Raw genomic sequence first — 19,380 nt, 5'->3', positions numbered from 1 at the left:
CAAATTCAAGCTGATTAAAAAGGTATAGCCATAGCATAGGAGCGGATACCCGCTTCTATGCTATGGTTTTTTCTGTCCTTCTTACTTTGTCTGAGCAGCTTTGCAGCTCACGGGGATTAGTCCTCTATTGTAACAGTGTCCTCTGCGCCATCGGGAGCCTTTTCGGTCCAGGTCTCACCACCGTCGGTGGAGAAAGTTCTGACGCCGTCTTTCATTTTAACCAGTATGCCCTGTCCATCAGCATCTTTCAGTGGAGTACCATTCAAGAGGGTGAATTGGCCGTCTTTTTCGCTGATCGTCATGCCGTCGGGAACCTTTTCGGTCCAGGTCTCACCGCCGTCGGTGGAGAAAGTTCTGACGCCGTCTTTCATTTTAACCAGTATGCTCTGTCCATCAGCATCTTTCAGTGGAGTACCATTCAAAATGGTGAATTTACCGTCTTTTTCGTTGATGGTTACGCCGTCGGGAGCTTTTTCGGTCCAGGTCTCACCACCGTCGGTGGAGAAAGTTCTGACACCGTCTTTCATTTTAACCAGTATGTCCCGTCCATCAGCATCTTTTAGTGGAGTACCATTCAAAATGGTGAATTTACCGTCTTTTTCGTTGATGGTTACGCCGTCGGGAGCTTTTTCGGTCCAGGTTTCACCGCCGTCGGTGGAGAAAGTTCTAACACCGTCTTTCACTTTGATCAGTATGCCCCATCCATCAGCATCTTTTAGTGGAGTACCATTCAAGAGGGTGAATTGGCCGTCTTTTTCGCTGATCGTCATGCCGTCGGGAACCTTTTCGGTCCAGGTCTTACCGCCGTCGGTAGAGTAAGTTTTGACGCCGTCTTTCATTTTAACCTGCAGACAAGTTGCAGGGGTTGCTGCCAGGGCCGTTCCCACACCGATGGCGGTAACAAGGGCTCCGCAAAGAACAAAAGTACCCACTTGTTTTTTTACTGATAAAATTTTGCTTTTCATGGTTATAATCCCTCCAAGAAATTTTTAGTAAAGCAGATGCTTTACATTTATCATCATAAACACTCTACCTTTAGCGAACCTTTAATAAAAAAATTAAAATAAAAAAGCATGATAGAGCAAGAGATCATCCATTGGACCGATATCGTTGGATGATTATGAGCAGCCGGATAACGCAGGAAGAAAAAAGCAAAGATTGGCGACAGCCAGGAAAAAGGTAAAGCTGAAACAGAGGAACCGAGATGCAAGCCATTTGACGAAAGCGGTTTGAAAACATTGCGTTGGGTAAAAAGTTTAGGACTTTATCAAAAGACTTTACCACTGAGCAGAAGTAGAGAAGGGTGAACGGGTTGAGGGGAATGCATTGCTATAAAAAACGCGTCAGGAAAGGCCCTGGCGCGCTGGGGGTGTTAGGGGGAGAGAGGAATTTTTTCCACGGAAACATTGTCGGTGAGCCACAGGGAACGGATCACGTGGGACACCCGGGTTTGATCCCCGCTGGTGTAAAATTGTTCTTTACCTGGCCGGTTCTCTTGGCTGGCTAGGTTGTTTTCAGTTAAAACCCGGCTTACCTGCCGGGCTACGGCCAGGCCGGTATCAATAACCGCGATCTCCGGACCGGCCAATTCTTCAATTAGCGGTCTTAGGAAGGGATAATGGGTGCAGCCTAAGACAATGGTATCTGCCCCCTGGTCTAGAATCGGTTGCAGGAAACCCATTAAAAAGTTCCGGGTTTCCAAATCATTAATTTTTCCCTCTTCCACCCGCTCCACCAGACCGGGGCAGGGCTGGGTGATGACGCAGGTATTTTCGGCGTACCGGTTGACCAGAGAAGCAAAGCGATCACCGGCAATGGTAACGCCGGTAGCCAAAACCCCGATTTTACCGTTTCGGGTGGCGTTTACCGCCGGTTTTACCGCCGGCTCCATGCCCACAATGGGAACCGGAGAGGCTTGGCGCAGTTCCTCCAGACCGGTGGAGGAAGCGGTGTTGCAGGCAACGACAATCAGTTTTGCTCCCAGGGAGAGTAAAAAATCCAGTATGGCCCGCTCCCGCCGGCGTATGATTGCGGGTTCTTTATCGCCATAGGGGCAGTAAGCGGAATCAGCGTAATAAAGGATGTCTTCCCCGGGAAGGAGACGGCGTATTTCCCGGGTAACGGATAAGCCGCCAACTCCGGAATCAAAAACACCGATGGGTGCCCTTTGAGACAAGATGATCACCTCGAAGTTGCTTGATCAATTACCGTAATCCATTATACCGTTCCCGGATGTGAGAACGCAAGTCAGTTATTTTCCAGGATTTTCAAAATTAAATTGATACTATTTTTTATAGCTGACAAATCATAACCAGATGTTATAGTTATAATAAAGGAATGTACAGTGATTTTGGCGAAGGATCATCAGGGATAAGAACGGAGGTGAGGGACTTGACGGAATACCGGTTGACAACCATGACCAAGGCGGCAGGGTGAGCCGCTAAAGTAGGACCGGGAGTCCTTTCAGAAGTTCTTCAGCAAGTACCCAGAGGGACCGACCCCAACCTGTTGGTTGGACTGGAAACCTCTGACGATGCTGCAGTGTACCGCTTAAACAGCCAGTTGGCCACCATCCAAACCGTGGATTTTTTCACGCCTATGGTGGACGACCCTTATCTTTTCGGACAGATCGCAGCAGCCAATGCCCTCAGTGATGTCTATGCCATGGGCGGCACCCCGCTGCTGGCATTAAATATTGTTTGTTTTCCCTCTTGCCTGCCGTCCAGTATTTTAGCGGAAATCCTCAAGGGCGGAGCCGATAAAGTTTTGGAAGCCGGGGCGGTGATCGCCGGCGGCCACAGTGTGCAGGACGATGAACCCAAGTATGGGCTGGCGGTGACCGGTGTGGTGCATCCCGGCAGGATTTACAGCAACGCCACGGCCAGAGCCGGGGACCGGGTTATTCTCACCAAACCCCTGGGCACCGGAATCCTCAATACCGGAATAAAGGCGGGGTTGGTGGAAAAAGGGGATATGGCAAGGGCCCTGCAGACCATGGCAACTTTAAATAAAGCGGCCGCCGAGGTGATGGTTGAAACGGGCGTTTCAGCCTGCACCGACATTACCGGTTTTGGTTTTCTGGGACATGCGGCGGAAATGCTGAAGGCCAGCGGCCTAAGCCTGAGGGTTTATGCCGCCGAGGTGCCGGTATTGTCCGGAGCCGGGGAACTGGCCCGCATGGGTATCATTCCCGCCGGAGCCTATAACAACCGCAGCCACTTAGGAGACGGGGTGGAAACGGGAGAAGGGGTCTGCCGGGAAGAAATGGATATTCTTTTTGATCCCCAGACCTCCGGCGGGCTGTTGATGGCCGTTGCTCCGGAAAAGGCGGCTCTTTTGATTGAACGGCTGCACGGGGCCGGCGTAACCGAAGCCCGGGTGGTGGGACAATTGGAAGAACCGGGCGAATATTTGATTCGTGTGGAAAGGAGCCAATAAGTATGTTGAAAGAAATAAATTGCCGCGGCTTGGCCTGCCCCCAGCCGGTGATCAACACCAAGCGGGCGCTGGAGGAGCTGGAGCAGGGAAGCCTGGTGGTGCTGGTAGATAATCCGGTGGCCCGGGAGAATGTAACCCGTTTTGCGGAAAATGCCGGCTGTAGAGTGCAGGTGGAAGAAAAGAACGGGGAATTTTATATTACCGTAACCAAGGGAGAAGGCACACTGCCTCAGACAGCCCCGGCAGCCCGGAATGAAACCGGACCCATGGTGTATCTCATTGCCAGTAATACCTTTGGCAGCGGAGCCGAAGATTTAGGTGAGACGCTAATGGTCAGCTTTTTTAACAGTCTGCTGGAAAAATCGGCTCCCCGGATGCTGATGCTGGTGAATTCCGGCGTGCGTTTGGTGATTCAACAGTCCAGGGTACTGGAACAAATCAGCAAACTCCGGGAGCGGGGCACGGAAGTGGTGGCCTGCGGCACCTGCCTGGACTACTACCAATTGAAGGATCAACTGGCTGTGGGGCGGGTCACCAATATGCTGGAGATTCTGGATCATCTGACCGGCGACGGCAAAGTGGTTACCCTCAGTTAGTTTTGCTGAAAAAATGGGTGACAGGTCCGGCGGAGTATGATAAACTCTAACCATGGCAACCATAGGGTTCCTGTAAGTAGCTGAGATGAGTCAAGAAAAGACAATTTCATAGAGGAGGTTGAGCGGAGATGAGCTGAGTTTAGTTGAGAGCGATGGAGCGTTGTTCATATCGTTAACTTTAACCAGGCTTACTTAGCCTGGTTTTTTAATTTAAGATGAGGAGAGATGAGCATGAGTCATGAAGTGGTTGGTCAAAGAGTTGTAGAGACCAAAATGAACCGTACCAAGGAAATTGCCGTAGTCGCCTTTTTAATTGCCATTGGGGCGGTGCTGCGGATGTTTGCTCCCAATATCCTGGGAATTACCCCAAACTTTATTATTGCCATGTATTGCTTAGCCATTTTATTAATTAAGCCGAAAATCGGCGGCGCTCTGGGAATTGGTATTGTAGCCGGGGCGGTCAGTATGATCTTTTCTAAATCCCCTATTCCTTATCTGAACCTTTTCAGTGAGCCCTCCGGCGCTCTGGTCTGTGCTTTCCTGGCCTGCTATCTGCCGGAGCTTTCCATAAAAAATTATTCCTTTAAGCCGGCCCTGGCGACCCTACTGGGAACCCTGGTAAGCGGCGGCGTGTTTGTGGTCTTAAATTTTCAGTATGCCCTGCACCTGCCGGCGGCGGCCATGCAGGCAGCCTTTGTGGGTGTAGTGATTCCGGTGTCCCTGATTAACATGATTATTGCTCAGGCCCTCTACGCTCCGGTGAAAAAATTTCTTTACCGCTAAGGGCTGAAGGAGACAGGATAAAAACCATGACAGAATACGCTTTGGAGTTTCGCAGTTATAGTTACGGCTACCCCGGGTCCGGGGGAAAGGCCTTGAAAAATATTAATCTAAAAATTAAAAAGGGAACCTTTGTGGGTTTAACCGGTCCCACCGGGGCAGGAAAAACCACTTTTATTAAATCCGTCAACGGCATCATCCCCCATTTCGAGGGAGGGACCATAACCGGCGACGTGCAGTTGCAGGGGCTGGATACCCGGACCCTGAACACCGCTCAAATTTCCCGGCTGGTGGGGACGGTCTTTGACGATCCGGAAGCCCAGATTGTGTGCCTGGATGTGGAGCAGGAGCTGGCCTTCGGATTGGAAAATTTGGGCGTGGCTCCGGAGGAAATGGAACAGCGCATTCACACCGCCTTGAATCAGACGGGAATTGCTCATTTACGCACCCGTTCCACCCGCTCCTTATCCGGCGGACAGAAACAGCGTCTGGCCATTGCCGCGGCCCTGGCCCTGCGGCCCGAAGTGCTGGTGCTGGATGAACCTACTTCGGAACTGGACCCCATGGGCAGCAAGGAAGTATTTCAGGTATTGAAGCATTTAAACCTGCAGCATGGCATTACGGTGGTGGTGGCGGAACAGAAAATTGAGCTGCTGGCTGCTTATTGTGAAGAGCTGGTGTTGTTAAAAGAAGGGGAAATGGTTCTAAGCGGAAAGCCCAGGGAGGTTTTTGGCAGGCAGGAAATGAAGCATCTGGGGGTAGGCTTGCCGGAGGTTACGGAGCTGGCCCTGAGATTAAAGGCCCATTCCCGGGAATTACCCGTTCAGTTGGAGGAAGGTCTTCAGTATTGCTGCGATTTACTGGCTCAACAACGGAGGGTTGCCTTGTGACAACGGTGATCGATATCAAGGAGCTTGCTCACAGTTATGAAAGCGGACAGCCGGCTTTAAAGGGGATTAACCTGAACATCCGTCAGGGAGAAATGGTGGCGCTGGTGGGTCAAAACGGCGCCGGCAAAACCACCCTGGTAAAACATTTAATCGGCCTGCTGCGTCCTCAGACAGGGCAGGTAACCGTTGCAGGCAGGGATGTATCTACCGCCCGGATTTCCGAATTATCCCGGGAGGTTGGTTTTGTTTTTCAAAACCCCGATCATCAGATCTTTAATGATACGGTAAAAAAAGAAGTGGCCTTTGGGTTGGTCAACCAGGGCCTGCCGGAAAGTGAGATAAACCGGCGGGTGTTGGCGGCTCTCCGGGAAGTGGGACTGGAGCAGCAGGCCGAAGCGTACCCTCAAAGTCTCAGCCGGGGGCAGCGTCAGAGGGTGGCCCTGGCCTCGGTACTGGCGCTGCAAACCCCGATCATCGTATTGGATGAACCCACCACCGGTCAGGATTATCAGGAGCGGCTGCAAATCATGGAGCTGATCCGGAACTTGAACCGGGCCGGTCACACCATTTTGTTTATTACCCACGACATGTCCCTGGTGGCGGGATTTGCCCAAAGGGTGGTTGTCCTTTGCCAGGGCAGGATTTTGCTGGAGGGTCCCACCCGGGAGGTTTTAAGCCGGCAGGAGCAGCTTGCCCAAACCTTGCTGGAGCCTCCCCAGATTATGATGCTGGCCAGCCGGTTGGCTGCTTTGAACAGCTTAAACATTACCCCAAGTTCCGAAGTCATCTTAACGGTAGACGAGATGTACAACTATCTCATGCGTGTACTGGAGGGAAATTAAATGGCCCGAGTGGTTGAATATGTATACCGGGAGTCCGTGGTGCACCAATTGCACCCTCTGAGCAAGCTGGCCTGGGCACTGGGGGTAATGGTTTTGGCTCTGACTTTTAACCATGTGTATTATTTGCTGGCTCTTTTATCTTCGGTGGTCATGGTGGCTGCCGCAGGCAAAGTTTTAAAAGATCTGGCTTTTGTCCTTAAAGGCTTGACCCTTTTTGGCGGTGTTTTAGTATTGCTGCAGGTCCTCTTTTTTCACGGACAGGACGTACTGTTTTATCTGCTACCCGGCCAGCATCTGCCGGTGAGCCGGGAAGCGGTGCTGCTGGGAGTGGCTATGGCTCTGAGAATGATGACGGTGGTTTTAAGTTTTCTGGTCTTTCTGGCCACCACCCAGTTTAAGGACATTATTCTGGTCCTTACGGAAAAATTAAAGCTGCCTTATGATTATGTCTTTATGTTTATGACCGCTTTACGCTTTGTTCCCACCTTTATGATGGAAGCGGTTCAGGTCAGTTATGCTCAACAGGTCCGGGGATTGCCCATTGACACCGGCAACCCCCTGCGCAAACTTAAAGCTTATGTGGCTGTGGCTCTGCCCCTGGTGTTAATTTCCCTTAAAAAGGCTGAACGGCTGGCCATTGCCATGGAAACAAGAGGTTACGGCAGCGGGGTCCGCACGTACTTAAAGGAACCCAGTATTGAGAGAATAGATTGGCTGGTGATGTTTCTCATTGCCGTTATGATTGTTGTGGCAATCTTATTCAGGCTGCAAGGCTTTGGGGCGGCCGGTTATTAACGGAGGGTATTTCAATGAAAAAGTTATTAATGGGCAACGAAGCCATTGCCTACGGTGCGCTGGAAGCAGGCGTTCAGGTGGTCACCGGGTATCCCGGAACCCCTTCCTCGGAGATCTTTACCACCCTGGCAGGCATGGCCGGGGAGCGTGGTTTTCATGCGGAGTGGTCGGTGAACGAGAAAGTGGCCCTGGAAGTGGCGGCGGGAGCCGCTTATGCCGGCGCCCGGGCCATGGTGACCATGAAGCAGGTGGGTCTTAATGTGGCGGCGGATCCCCTGATGACCCTGGCTTATATCGGGGTCAAAGGGGGACTGGTGCTGGTTGTGGCGGATGACCCGGGGCCCCATAGTTCTCAAAATGAACAGGATACCCGGAAGTTTGCCCAGTTTGCCAAACTGCCGGTGCTGGATCCCTCCACGCCCCAGGAGGCTAAGGACATGACCCGGGCTGCTTTTGATATTTCCGAGTCTCTGGGACTGCCGGTGATTATTCGTCCTACCACCCGGACCTGTCATGTATGTCAGGACGTGGAAGTGGATGAAAAGCAAATGGAGCGGCCGAAACCCGGTGGTTTTCAAAAGGACCCGGGCTGGGTTATTTTTCCCAGCCTGGCCATCAAGAGACATCGCTGGCTGAATCAGCAGCAGGATGAAATGCAGAAAATCTTTGAAAACAGTCCCTTTAATAAAATTCACCCCGGTTCCAGAAGAAGCGGTATTGTGACCACCGGGGTGGCTTATAATTATGTTTTGGAAGTCATTGAGCAAATGCAGTTGGATATTCCTGTTTTAAAGATCGGGACCTCGTACCCGCTGCCGGTTCACTCGACCCTGCAGTTTTTGGATGGCATTGACCGGGTGCTGGTAATTGAAGAACAGGAACCGGTGTTGGAAGATCAACTGATCAAAATGATCTGGCAGCACCGCCGTCCTCTGGTGCTCCGGGGGAAATACAACCGTCTGGTGCCCCGGGAGGGTGAACTGGATGTTGATAAGGTAAAAAGAGCGGTGGCCGCCTTTTTTGAAATAGACCTGCCTTGTAAAGAGGAGAAAAAATTGCCGCCGCTGCCGGTACGTCCGCCGGTATTATGCGCAGGGTGTCCTCACCGGGCTTCCTTTTACGCTTTCAAGCAGGCGGCCAGGGGAACGGATGCTGTTTTTACCGGGGATATCGGCTGTTATACTCTGGGCAACATGGCTCCTCTGAATGCGGTGGATACCTGTTTATGCATGGGCGCCAGCATCACCCTTGGCACCGGGCTGCAACTGGTGGAGCCCGAACGCAGGGTGGTGGCCTTTTTGGGAGATTCTACCTTTTTCCACACCGGTATTCCCGGCTTAATCAATGCCGTGCATAACGGGGCCAGGCTGACGGTGGTGGTTTTGGATAACCGCACCACAGCCATGACCGGGCACCAGAGCCATCCGGGATTAACCCGCAATGCCACCGGGCAAAGGGTAGAGCCCCTGGAGATTGCCCGATTGGCTGAAGCCTGTGGCGCCGGCCTGGTTCAAGTGGTGGACCCGCTGGCCTATGACGAGGCTGTGCAGGCTGCCCGGGAGGCCCTGGAATTCCAGGGTGTGTCGGTACTGGTGATGAGAAGGGAATGCATTGCTCTGGTAAAAGGGCAAAACCCATCCAGAAGGATTGACCGGGAAAAGTGCTTGGACTGCGGGGTTTGTTTAGAGGAGCTGGGCTGTCCCGCCCTGTTCAAGGGAGAGGAGGGGCCGGTGATCGGCACCGCCTGTACCGGCTGTGATTTATGTAAACAAATCTGCCCGGCGGAAGCCATTGTTGAGGGAGGGGAAGTTCAATGAGGTTGGACATTGTCATTACCGGGGTGGGCGGCCAAGGAAATGTTCTGGCCTCCCGTATACTGGCCCGGGCGGCCATGGATTACGGTCTGTCGGTGCGAACTTCCGAAGCCATCGGCATGGCCCAGCGGGAGGGCGTAGTGATGAGCCAGGTGCGCATGGGCAGCGGCTCCTTCGGAGCCTTGATTCCCAACGGCCAGGCGGACATACTGCTGGGTTTTGAACTGGCGGAGACTGTGCGGGGGTTGCCCAAGTTAAAGCAAGGGGGCGTGGTGGTGGTCAACACCGAAACCATTTTTCCCGTATCGGTAAGCCTCGGATTGTCTCAATATGACCCGGACCAACTGATATCCTATTTGCAGGAACAGGCCGACGGGTTAAAGCCGGTCCATGCTACGGCGCTGGCCCGGCAGGCAGGAACCCCCAAGGCCACCAATATGGTGATGCTGGGAGCCTTGGCCGGGCTGAATGTACTGCCCTTTGCAGCCGCCCATCTGAAGCAGGTGGCCATGGAACTGATTCCCACCCGGCTGCGGGAGATAAATCTGAAGGCTTTTGAATTAGGACAACAAGCAGTGGGAGGTGCTTAAGCATGTCGGTGCTTTTAAAACCATCAGCCAAAAACTTTGACTATGATCTCCTTTTTGAGGTCCAGTCCGGGAAACTGCAAAGAATGATCCAACGGATCTATGCCCGGTCGCCTTTTTACCGGCGGAAACTGGATGAGGCCGGTATTCAGCCGGGAGATATTCAAAGGGTGGAGGATTTGGCCGGCGTGCCGTTTACCACCAAGGGAGAGCTGCGTACGGGCTATCCTTTGGGACTGCAGGCTGTTCCGGAGGAAGAAGTGGTGCGCATTCACTCCTCATCGGGAACCACCGGGAAACCCGTGATTGTACCTTATACTTCCACCGATGTGGAAACCTGGGCGGAGATGATGGCCCGGTGCCTCAAAATGGCCGGAGTTACCCCCCGGGACCGGGTTCAGGTTACGCCGGGTTACGGCCTGTGGACCGCCGGCATCGGATTTCAGGCCGGGGTGGAGCGCTTGGGCGCCATGACCATTCCTACGGGGCCGGGCAACACCGACAAGCAATTGGAGTTAATGGAAGATCTGCAGACCACCGTGTTGATCGGAACTTCTTCCTACGGGCTGCTGCTGGCGGAAGAGATTCAGAAGCGGGGTCTGAAGGATAAAGTTGCCCTGCGGCGGGGCGTATTTGGCAGCGAGCGCTGGGGAGATAAAATGCGCGCGCGCATTACCGAAATGCTGGGCATTGAAACCTTTGATATTTACGGCCTGACGGAGATTTACGGGCCGGGCATCGGCATTGACTGTTCCTGCCACCAGGGGCTGCACTTCTGGTCCGATCATCTTTTGTTTGAGATTATTGATCCTGTGACCGGGAGACCCTTGCCGCCGGGCCAACAGGGCGAGCTGGTGATCACCACTTTGACCAAAGAAGGGATGCCCCTGCTGCGCTATCGCACCCACGACATTACCCGCCTCCGTTTGGAAGCCTGCTCCTGCGGCTCTCCCTTCCCCATGATGGACCGGGTTCTGGGCCGGACGGACGACATGGTCAAGGTAAAAGGCGTGAATATTTATCCGGGTCAGATTGATCACGTTTTACGCCTGTCCCCGGGGGCCAGCAGTGAATACCAAATTCTGCTGACCCGCCAGGAAGGAAAGGATCGCATCGCCATCAAAGTGGAAGCCCGGGAGGGCGCCGATTACAAGACTTTGGCCGACGAGTGCCGCCGCAATATTAAAACCCGCATCGGCATTCAGGCCGAGGTGGAAGTGGTGGCCTGCGGAATGCTGCCCCGGTCGGAAAAGAAGAGCAAGCGTGTATTTGATTTAAGGGAAAAGGATATGGTATAAGCCTTTAAATGCTTTGAGCCAGTCTGGAAGGTTTCCTTTGGAATTCGCACACCAGGCTGAGGCCGGCTTTTAGGGGCATCTTCAACCGGAATCTTTCCATGGAGCGTTTATCCAGCAGTGAGTTGGGTACGTATACCGAACCGGACAAATGTTCAATGGAGGAGGGGACTTCTTCTTTGTCCGCCCGGTAGGAAAATTTAAGCACCTGCCGGTCCATGGTGGGCGTTACGGAATCAATTTTGAGGTGGACCACGTCCAGCGGCTTATAGGTGGTGGCCGGGGCCACGGATTTAATCCGGCGGATTTTTCGCTCATAAATGGCCAGGGCCGCATCCACCAGGGCTTTGTAACTTACATTGTATTCCAGCACCACCGGATACCCGTTGATGGTGGTGAGGGCGGTTTGACGCAGGCTCCGGGCCAGGGCGCTCATTTCCTCGGTACGGAGCAGCTCGTTGAAGATGGTGAAAAGATCATGACTTTGCTCGGGAATTAAATCTTCCTGCCGGGGCTGCCGGAGGAGGGTGAGAATTTCCTTGAAGTCGCTGATCTTTTTTGTTTTTTTGGCCAGGCCCGGCAGGGTGATCCGGTTATCCGCCGCCATGACCCGGTCCAGGGACAGGCGTATTCTCTGCTGCCAATCCAGCAAAGGCTCTTCGGCGAAGACTTCCGGCAAATGCACCACATAAATGCCGTGGGCATTGGCATATTCCCAGGCCGGGCGGGAAAAATCCCCGGCAATGAAAACACCACCCACATAATTGACGGTCAACGTTTCTTTTTCCCTTTTACCCCCGTAAATGCGGTGAAATAAATCTCCCCGGTTATTGTCCAGCAGGTCCCGGATGAGTTCCCGCCGGGCAGGCAGGGTTTGCTCCAGGTCCAACAGCGTGGCTTTGAGGTTGCGCACCAACTGCATATCGGCGGCGGCATCGGTTTCGCCGGGACCCCTGGCAGCTACAATTAAAACCGTATTTAAACAAAAGGGGCTGTTATTTAAATCCACCCCGATGACACCTACTTGATGCTGCGTTCCCCGCCCGCCCAGCTTTCGGCGCGGTACTCCCGCAATATAACCGTTGTTTCTTAAAACATAAGCTACCATATATTCAAATAATTTTTGGCCGGAAATATAAAGGGACAAAGGGCACCTCCAGGAAAATGTATGATGATCTTAAGTATGACCCACTAAAAAAAGGTTTATGTTTGTTTATGCTGAATGGTCAGTTCCATCTATTTCTAGCACCGGGCATAAATATTATCCTGGATAAATGATCATATTATTATCACCGGGCTGTTCGTGAAGAGAAAATTTTTACGGCAGTTCGTTAAAGGAAACCCTCCTAACGGAGGGTTTCTGGCATTTTAGCTTAAGGGGATTCCTTTGGGGTCTGGTTTTAGCCTTAAGGGATATGCTTATAGTCCTGCTGCTAGCCTTATGAGCACTGCTTGCGGGTCTTGTAGAGATATACAGGACCTGGGAGAAAAACAGAATAAGTCCAGCAACAGGACCCGAGAGAATTACCCCAAAGGCTAGCAACCGGTTTAGGGCTGGATTGGGTCCTTGGTTCCCTTTAGCAGATGCTGAAACAGAGGGTCGGTGACCCTCAATAAATTCAGGTTGCTGTGAAAGAAAATTTGTTTGAGGGGTGGAGTAAAGATCAAGCGAAGCATCCGGTCAATGCCCCGGTTATCCAGACGATGCCAAAATTTTTGGAACCGGGTATGCCTCAGCAGTAAATGAGAATATGGGCCCATGTTTTTTTCATAGTCGGCATTACCGGCAATACTTCGGGCGGCCTGGATTCCGCTGATGATGGAGGTGAAAACTCCCGAACCGAACCAACTGCTGACAAAGCCTCCGCTGTTCCCGGTGAAAAATGTATTGCCCACCCGGTGGGTGTGAAGCAAACCGGTTTCATAATCCACATCCCATAATTCCACCAGTTCTCCCCGGATATTTTCTTCTTTTAAAAATTTTTGCCAAAGAGAGTTCAACTGCGCCGGCTGGATATTGGGAACGATTAAAACAAGAGAAGCCTTTTGGGAACTCATGGGAGCCAGATAAGCCAGGCCTCCTTTGCAGTAATCCGTGTTAACCCACACACCGGCCCGGAAGGGATTAAATTTACCCAGAATGGTAGCTCCCCGGACCCAGCCCTGAAAAGCACTTTGCCAAATATGAAGCTTTTTGGCCCAACGGTTGGTCCCGTCCGCCACCACCAGATAATTAAAATCCTTTAGGAGTTCTTCCGGCTTGACATAATTTTGAAACCGGACAGGAGTCTTTAGCATCCCGGACAGTTGAGACTCAATGGTCTGCTGCCCTTGACCCCGCAATAAAATATGACCTAGCCGGCCCTTAATGGCATACTTAGCGTTGGGTCCTTTTATCATAAGGCTTTTCAAGGGAGCCAGAGTTTTCAGTGCCAATTGGTATTCCTGTTTTAATTTTTCCGCCGGGTCCCCCATGGGAGGAACCATAAAATTTAATAACAAGGGTGCAAAGGTAAAGGGGCTTCCCACCTGGTGTTTTTGTTCGAAAATAACCGGCCTGATTCCCTTTCGTTCCAGTTCAACGGCACAGGAAAGACCGGCAATTCCTGCTCCGATAATGGCGACACCGTCCATCTTTTACCTCCTTTCCCTGGTATGGAATCCATCATTGATATTTTCCTTCGGGATAAAAATAATATGCCTATGAAATAATGATCTTAGGATCTGATATTTTAAAAAGGAATCAGGAGGTGATCGGTTGCCTAAATTAACGCAAAAGGATATTCTAAACAATATTCTTAAAAGGGCCTTTGATCAGGAGGTTCAGCAGAAGGCGAAATATGCTTTTTTGGCCGGTACCGTAAAGGATAAAAGACTGATCAAAATATTTAAAGTATTTGAGCATACAGCCCAGAGCCATATAGCCGAACTGCAGCAGGAAATGTACAATTTAGATATTAAATAGGAGGCGGTTATGGATAGCCTGGAATTCCTTCAGGATGCCCTGCGGGATAAAATTAGCAGCCAGAAGTTTTACAACGACGCTGCCATTGAAATTCGTAATCCTTCAGCCCTGCAATTAATGCTTAAACTGAGAGACGAGGAAATGAGGCATATTGAAATTTTGCAGAAAGAAATGGAGGCCATTAAAAATAAACCCTTTACGGTAACCAGAATATTAGCCAAATTAAAGAGCTAGATTTTAGCTCTTTTTCTTAGCCGCCGTTCCAGGGGTTCCTGAACTTTCACACGGGTTGACAGCCAGGAAATGATCATTAAACCAAAAAGGTCCAGGACATAACTATTCGAGAAATTCCAATTTTTATGATGAAAGTTTCCCACTTTCATCATAAGATATTCCATAAAAAGAAACAGGCCGGCGATAACAAAAACATAAACCAGTTGCTCCCAATGCCTACGGGGATAGAAACGCATATAAATTAGGCCCAAGGCTGCCACTGTCCCTAAATAAATCACAGGAACCCCGTTTAGCAGAAAAGCCTGCGTAAAGCGGTAGGCGCCCAGTTCCGTTCCTGTCATGTCCACCATATAGACCACCAGGGCCGAGATCAGAGCAGCGGGCCAGTATTCTTTGATCCCCTGGAAGCGGAGCAGGAGCAAAACCGCAAGCCAGCTTGCCAGGACAAACATTACCCAATAAGTCATTACTGCCTCCTATCCAGACGGGATACCAACAGAAACCAAAGGGAGGTAGCCAGCCCCAGGATCGAGGAAAGTAAGGTGAAAAGCCATAGACTCATCATTTTTCTCCCTTCTAAACCTCCCTACTATTCCCCCGGGCCCATCATCTTATGCATGTTACGGGAAGCAAATTACGGACAGGATAAATCGGGGGATACTTTACCATTCCCGGTTATCTTTTGTAACATTTAAAGCTATTCACCGTACTATATAATAGGTTGATTTTCCCATAAGGATGGAAAGGGGTTGTGCTGGTGGCAGGTGATCGTATGTTCGGTTCCGGTTCTGGTGGAATGACTTTGTTTTTGATTTTCATTCTCCTATACCTAGGTCAGAAGGGGAGTTTACAAGGGCACCAGTATTCGGAAAACAATGGATCGTCGAAGGATGTGAAGCCAGCAGCCGAGAAAAAATATGCTGTTGGTTTAGCGGATGGTGAAGTGGCGGAATACCCGTGGAACAACACTGATCAGATGGAGCAGGGCTATGCAGGCGAAATGGAAGGGCAGGAAATGGAGTTTGACTCACCTTATGATATAGGGGACCAGGGGGATGTTGTTCAGCCACAGGTAGAAATGGATTCCGATGAAGAGTTGGTTCAGGAAACAGGGAATGAATGGATGGGAGGATTCGGTAGTTGGGAGCCTCCTGTAGAAAAATCTCCTGCTGAAGGGTTCCCCTTCCAGGGCGGCTATACGATTTTGCCCATTGATGAAAGTAAAGTTAGCAACGATCCCGTTGAAAACGAGGAGAGTATCGAGGACGAGGAAAAGGGACATCCGGATGAGCCGATTCTTGGCGGTCAAAACAAGTTGTTTTTATATCCTTCAGTAAAGAACGTAGAACGGGAAAAGGGAGATTCAGCGGGACCGAAGGTCTCAATAAAATTTCAAAAATAACAAGAAAAGGTGTTGGCGCCATGTCAACACCTTTCCTGTTAGTCTGGAAGCGGAACGTCAGGTTTAATCCAAATCATGAACCGCCGCGCCGGGGCCATCGGTTTCCTGGATCATTAACTGATTCAGTTTTTCCAAGCCGGTTAAAAGTCCTTGAATGTCTCTTTCCTGCATATTTGCCAGAAGACCGGCCAGATAGTTGGTGCGCATTAGGGAAAGGGTATGGCCGAATTCCATCACCTGAGGTAAGAGGTCGATGTGAACCACCCTGCGATCATTTTCGTTACGCCTGCGCACCACTTTGCCCTGCTTCTCCAACCGGTCCACGATGCCTGAGACCGTGCTTTTGGCCAGACCCAATCGTATGCTTAAATCCCCAAGGGTTATGCCCGGGTTTTGAAATAATTCCTGCATTAAATGAAGTTGGGGAACCGTAAAACCACAGCCATTGGTTTGAGACAGCATATATTGACGAAATTTTCGATTCAGCGTACGGATCAAATCCTTCAGTTGTTCGGCTTGTTGGACGAGCGGTTCTTCCATAAAAAGCACCTCGCTTACCAAGAATTATAAATCATTAGTGTATTAAGAATATCATTATTTTATCGGAGAGTAAATAATAATAGTTTCAAGATAGATACTATTCAGAAATTTTTGTCTGTTTAACCGGGGTTGTTTTCTAATTTTCATAATGGTAAGATGAACGCGAAAAACAATGCAAAAGGGAGATTACCATGCGCTATAACACCATCTTTGATATTATTGGTCCGATTATGGTGGGCCCATCCAGTTCTCATACGGCGGGTGCGGCCCGCATAGGAAAAACTGCCAGGGGGATCTTTGGCCGGCAACCCACCCGGGCGGAAATCACGCTATATGGTTCCTTTGCTCAAACCTATCGCGGGCACGGGACGGATATTGCCATCGTGGGTGGTATACTGAACTTGTCTCCTGACGATCAGGGTATTGTTCATTCCTTGAATATGGTTCGGGAAAAAGGGGTAAAGGTAGAACTGAAGATTGTTGAGGAGGCACTGGACCACCCCAATACAGCCAGGATTAAACTTAGCGACGAGCGGGGAACCCTTGAGATCATGGGTGTTTCTCTGGGGGGTGGTAAAATATCCATTACCGAGATGAATGGATTTAAAATTTCTTTAAGCGGTGAGAGTCCCACCCTGCTGGTTTTTCATCAGGACCGTTACGGGGTCATTGCCCAGGTAGCCCAGGTATTGGCCCGCAACGAAATCAATATCGGCCATATGGAGGTAGCAAGACGCTCTAAAGGGGATGAGGCCTTAATGGTCATTGAAACCGATCAGGAATTAACGGCGGAGCATATTGAGGACGTTGAAAAAATATCTCACGTATACAAAGTGGCCATTCTCAGACCTTAATATTTGGAGGGACAGACATTGAAGTATCATTCGGTAGCCGAGTTTGTGCAGTTGGCAGAAGAACAGGGAATCACCCTGGGAGAGGTGGCCCTGGAACAAGAGGTCCTTTCCTCCGGGCGTTCCAGGGAAGACGTTTACGCCATCATGGAAAAGAGTCTTAGCGTGATGGAACAGGCTGTGGAAAGGGGTATGAAGGAAGCGGTCTATTCCAGAAGCGGCTTAACCGGCGGAGATGCCCAACGGTTGAAACAATATGCCGACAGAGGTAAAAGTTTGTCCCAGGGGGCCATTTTGGATGCGGTAAATTTTGCTTTGGCCACCTCTGAAGTAAATGCCTCCATGGGGCTGGTGGTAGCCACGCCCACGGCAGGTTCCAGCGGCGTATTGCCCGGATGCCTGCTGGCCACCGGTAAAAAGCTGGGCAGTTCCAGGGAAAAATTGGTGTACGCTTTGTTTAACGCCGGCGGCATCGGCTTTGTGATTGCCAATAATGCCACCATATCGGGAGCCGCCGGAGGCTGCCAGGCGGAAGTTGGCGCTGCTTCGGCCATGGCTGCTTCAGCCATGGTGGAACTGGCCGGAGGGACTCCGGCCCAGTGTGCCCACGGAGCGGCCATGGCCCTTAAAAACCTGCTGGGTTTGGTTTGTGATCCGGTGGCCGGATTGGTGGAGGTGCCCTGTGTAAAAAGAAACTCCATGGGCGCCGCGGTGGCGGTGGTAGCTGCGGATATGGCTCTGGCGGGTATTACCAGTGTGATACCCTGTGATGAGGTCATTGAGGCCATGTATAAAATTGGCACCCTGTTGCCTTCCTGTTTACGGGAAACTTCTTTGGCTGGACTGGCTACAACGCCAACCGGCAAAGCTTTGGATCAGAAAATTAATTCCGGTCATAAAGACTGAAGGGGCTGATGCAAAAAGAACCTGGAAAGGTTCTTTTTGCGCGGGCCCTTCTTTTTGAAAAATAATAGAACACGGATTTTGCGGATTTCCACTGATTCTCACGGATTTTTTAATCTTAATTTAAAATCCGCGAGTATCTGTATCATTCGTTCACTCCGTGTTCTATTCTTATTGGCGGTTGTTCGTTAGGTATCTGTCTGTTCTTTGGCCTGCTTATAAAAAATAGTTTTGTCGTCACTCCCTTCTTTATTCTTTGGGCAGACATAAATTGTTAGGTGCAATATGAAAAGCAAAGCTGTGGACTGCTCTTAGCTGACCGCCACCGGAAGGTCTTCCAGGCCCGCCCGGATAATGGCTTCGATAACTCTGGATACCGGCAGACCGCTTTGCTGGGATAACTTCTTTATTTGGGTAATGGTTTGCTTATTGCTGACAATGTTAATTTCCTGGAAGTTAGAGAGATGAAGCACCTGCTCTTGGGAGATTTTTTCCATATGCTTTTCAATATTTTTATTCAATGTACACGCCTCCAATTTCTAGTGATGATAAAACATTCCCCGTACAGCCGGGGGATCCCTTTGGAGAATTGCTGTTGTAATGTCGATATGAGAAAACCATTCGACAGTTAACTCCCGGAGAAAAAAGGCAAAGAAAGAATAAAATGGTTTTTATTTTGGCAAACTGATTTTATGGAAGAAATTGTTTACCTAAATATGGTTAAAATGGAATGTAATCACTGGTGGTATAAGGGCAGACGTGAAATAATTTCCAAATTATTAAATTTATACCTTTCTCCTGACATGAAAATATTGGACGCCGGCTGTGGAGCTGGTGGAAACATGGTTTTTTTGGAGAAATATGGTTCTGTGATGGGTATCGACATATCGCCAGAAATGGTAGAACATTGTAAGAAAATTGGGTTGATGGCTCGCCGGGAGTCGGTCACCAGGCTTTCCTTTGAGGATCAAAGCTTTGATTTAGTGTTGTGTTTGGATGTTTTGGAACATCTGGAGAATGACCAAAAGGCTCTGGAAGAACTAAAAAGAGTGCTTCGGCCCGGGGGGCTGCTGCTGATCACGGTGCCCTCATTTTCCTGGCTTTGGGGCAGACATGACGAATTAAACCAACATTATAGAAGATACGATTCCGGTGAACTACAGCAGATTTTGCAGTCCGCCGGCTTTCAGGTGGAAAGAAGCACTTATTTTAATTTTTTTCTTTTGCCGCCGGTATGGTTGGTCCGAAAACTGGGTAGAATGCTCCCGGCATTCGGGGGAAAAACAGATTTTCAGTTTGGTTGCGGAAGGTTAAATCTCTTTTTTTATGCTGTGATGAAGCTGGAAGCGGTATTAATGGATTATGTGAACCTGCCCATTGGGGTTTCCCAATTGATATTGGCCAGAAAAAAAGAAAGTTCTCCATAAAAATAAATCGGCTTCCTCGGG

Annotated in this window: 22 protein-coding genes; 15 read left to right on the top strand and 7 right to left on the bottom strand. The window is 50.4% G+C overall.

Translation table 11 applies throughout. The features are described 5' to 3' along the window. Positions 1-116: 116 nt before the first annotated feature. Both DESRU_RS19960 and murI read right to left on the bottom strand, forming a co-directional pair. Positions 117-965, bottom strand: a complete 849-nt coding sequence (locus DESRU_RS19960) for a sialidase family protein (RefSeq protein WP_013842815.1) — start codon at positions 963-965, stop codon at positions 117-119. A gap of 407 nt (positions 966-1,372) precedes the next feature. Further along, positions 1,373-2,176 (bottom strand): glutamate racemase, encoded by an 804-nt coding sequence (murI, locus tag DESRU_RS14430; RefSeq protein WP_013842814.1) that lies wholly within the window; start codon positions 2,174-2,176, stop codon positions 1,373-1,375. Positions 2,177-2,391: 215 nt separating this feature from the next. On the opposite strand from murI, the gene selD reads away from it, so the two are divergent. The 9 genes from selD (at position 2,392) to DESRU_RS14385 (ending at position 11,040) form a co-directional block, all read left to right on the top strand. After that, a complete protein-coding gene (selD, locus tag DESRU_RS14425; protein WP_013842813.1) occupies positions 2,392-3,438 on the top strand; it encodes a selenide, water dikinase SelD in 1,047 nt (348 codons plus the stop codon). Positions 3,439-3,440: 2 nt separating this feature from the next. Further along, on the top strand, positions 3,441-4,034 hold the full coding sequence (gene yedF / locus DESRU_RS14420) for a sulfurtransferase-like selenium metabolism protein YedF (RefSeq protein ID WP_013842812.1): 594 nt from the start codon (positions 3,441-3,443) through the stop codon (positions 4,032-4,034). 231 nt (positions 4,035-4,265) lie between these two features. Beyond that, entirely contained in the window at positions 4,266-4,817 is a 552-nt protein-coding gene (locus DESRU_RS14415) for a tryptophan transporter (RefSeq protein ID WP_013842811.1), read from the top strand. Between the two features lie 26 nt (positions 4,818-4,843). Continuing rightward, positions 4,844-5,704: an energy-coupling factor ABC transporter ATP-binding protein gene (locus tag DESRU_RS14410; protein ID WP_013842810.1), complete on the top strand. Its 861-nt coding sequence runs from the start codon at positions 4,844-4,846 to the stop codon at positions 5,702-5,704. After that, positions 5,701-6,546, top strand: coding sequence for an energy-coupling factor ABC transporter ATP-binding protein (locus DESRU_RS14405; protein ID WP_013842809.1), 846 nt, complete (start codon positions 5,701-5,703; stop codon positions 6,544-6,546). The genes DESRU_RS14410 and DESRU_RS14405 overlap by 4 nt, the downstream gene beginning before the upstream one ends. Next, positions 6,547-7,341 (top strand): energy-coupling factor transporter transmembrane component T family protein, encoded by a 795-nt coding sequence (locus DESRU_RS14400; protein WP_013842808.1) that lies wholly within the window; start codon positions 6,547-6,549, stop codon positions 7,339-7,341. A gap of 14 nt (positions 7,342-7,355) precedes the next feature. Further along, positions 7,356-9,158 (top strand): indolepyruvate ferredoxin oxidoreductase subunit alpha, encoded by a 1,803-nt coding sequence (gene iorA / locus DESRU_RS14395; RefSeq protein ID WP_013842807.1) that lies wholly within the window; start codon positions 7,356-7,358, stop codon positions 9,156-9,158. Next, positions 9,155-9,745 (top strand): indolepyruvate oxidoreductase subunit beta, encoded by a 591-nt coding sequence (locus DESRU_RS14390; RefSeq protein WP_013842806.1) that lies wholly within the window; start codon positions 9,155-9,157, stop codon positions 9,743-9,745. Before iorA ends, DESRU_RS14390 begins: the two co-directional genes overlap by 4 nt. Before the next feature lie 2 nt (positions 9,746-9,747). Then, on the top strand, positions 9,748-11,040 hold the full coding sequence (locus DESRU_RS14385) for a phenylacetate--CoA ligase family protein (RefSeq protein ID WP_013842805.1): 1,293 nt from the start codon (positions 9,748-9,750) through the stop codon (positions 11,038-11,040). 4 nt (positions 11,041-11,044) lie between these two features. Here DESRU_RS14385 and DESRU_RS14380 read toward each other — a convergent pair whose 3' ends face one another. Both DESRU_RS14380 and DESRU_RS14375 read right to left on the bottom strand, forming a co-directional pair. Continuing rightward, entirely contained in the window at positions 11,045-12,184 is a 1,140-nt protein-coding gene (locus DESRU_RS14380; protein ID WP_013842804.1) for a hypothetical protein, read from the bottom strand. 401 nt (positions 12,185-12,585) lie between these two features. Further along, complete coding sequence (locus DESRU_RS14375) at positions 12,586-13,671, bottom strand: NAD(P)/FAD-dependent oxidoreductase (RefSeq protein WP_013842803.1); 1,086 nt, start codon at positions 13,669-13,671, stop codon at positions 12,586-12,588. Between the two features lie 124 nt (positions 13,672-13,795). Between DESRU_RS14375 and DESRU_RS14370 the strand changes: the two genes are divergently transcribed. Together DESRU_RS14370 and DESRU_RS14365 are read left to right on the top strand one after the other, a co-directional pair. Next, complete coding sequence (locus tag DESRU_RS14370) at positions 13,796-14,002, top strand: hypothetical protein (protein WP_013842802.1); 207 nt, start codon at positions 13,796-13,798, stop codon at positions 14,000-14,002. A 9-nt stretch (positions 14,003-14,011) separates the two neighbouring features. Continuing rightward, complete coding sequence (locus DESRU_RS14365) at positions 14,012-14,236, top strand: hypothetical protein (protein ID WP_013842801.1); 225 nt, start codon at positions 14,012-14,014, stop codon at positions 14,234-14,236. On the opposite strand, the gene DESRU_RS14360 is transcribed toward DESRU_RS14365, so the two are convergent. Continuing rightward, positions 14,233-14,703, bottom strand: coding sequence for a CBO0543 family protein (locus tag DESRU_RS14360; protein ID WP_013842800.1), 471 nt, complete (start codon positions 14,701-14,703; stop codon positions 14,233-14,235). The two genes, DESRU_RS14365 and DESRU_RS14360, sit on opposite strands and share 4 nt — an antisense overlap. A gap of 284 nt (positions 14,704-14,987) precedes the next feature. Here DESRU_RS14360 and DESRU_RS14355 point away from each other — a divergent pair, with 284 nt between their 5' ends. Then, positions 14,988-15,638, top strand: a complete 651-nt coding sequence (locus tag DESRU_RS14355; protein WP_013842799.1) for a hypothetical protein — start codon at positions 14,988-14,990, stop codon at positions 15,636-15,638. 63 nt (positions 15,639-15,701) lie between these two features. Here DESRU_RS14355 and DESRU_RS14350 read toward each other — a convergent pair whose 3' ends face one another. Further along, positions 15,702-16,178, bottom strand: a complete 477-nt coding sequence (locus tag DESRU_RS14350; RefSeq protein WP_013842798.1) for a MarR family winged helix-turn-helix transcriptional regulator — start codon at positions 16,176-16,178, stop codon at positions 15,702-15,704. A gap of 191 nt (positions 16,179-16,369) precedes the next feature. Here DESRU_RS14350 and sdaAB point away from each other — a divergent pair, with 191 nt between their 5' ends. Both sdaAB and sdaAA read left to right on the top strand, forming a co-directional pair. Beyond that, on the top strand, positions 16,370-17,032 hold the full coding sequence (sdaAB, locus tag DESRU_RS14345) for an L-serine ammonia-lyase, iron-sulfur-dependent subunit beta (protein ID WP_013842797.1): 663 nt from the start codon (positions 16,370-16,372) through the stop codon (positions 17,030-17,032). An 18-nt stretch (positions 17,033-17,050) separates the two neighbouring features. Continuing rightward, entirely contained in the window at positions 17,051-17,935 is an 885-nt protein-coding gene (gene sdaAA, locus DESRU_RS14340) for an L-serine ammonia-lyase, iron-sulfur-dependent, subunit alpha (protein WP_013842796.1), read from the top strand. Between the two features lie 308 nt (positions 17,936-18,243). Here the strand turns inward: sdaAA and DESRU_RS14335 are convergent, their stop codons facing one another. After that, on the bottom strand, positions 18,244-18,453 hold the full coding sequence (locus DESRU_RS14335; RefSeq protein WP_013842795.1) for a hypothetical protein: 210 nt from the start codon (positions 18,451-18,453) through the stop codon (positions 18,244-18,246). 171 nt (positions 18,454-18,624) lie between these two features. Between DESRU_RS14335 and DESRU_RS14330 the strand changes: the two genes are divergently transcribed. After that, positions 18,625-19,359, top strand: a complete 735-nt coding sequence (locus tag DESRU_RS14330) for a class I SAM-dependent methyltransferase (RefSeq protein WP_013842794.1) — start codon at positions 18,625-18,627, stop codon at positions 19,357-19,359. The last annotated feature ends 21 nt before the right edge of the window (positions 19,360-19,380 follow it).

This window comes from Desulforamulus ruminis DSM 2154, assembly GCF_000215085.1.
Classification (GTDB): Bacteria; Bacillota; Desulfotomaculia; order Desulfotomaculales; family Desulfotomaculaceae; genus Desulfotomaculum; species Desulfotomaculum ruminis.
Note: the sequence above shows the minus strand (reverse complement) of the source record. Positions and strands in the feature narration are given on the sequence as shown.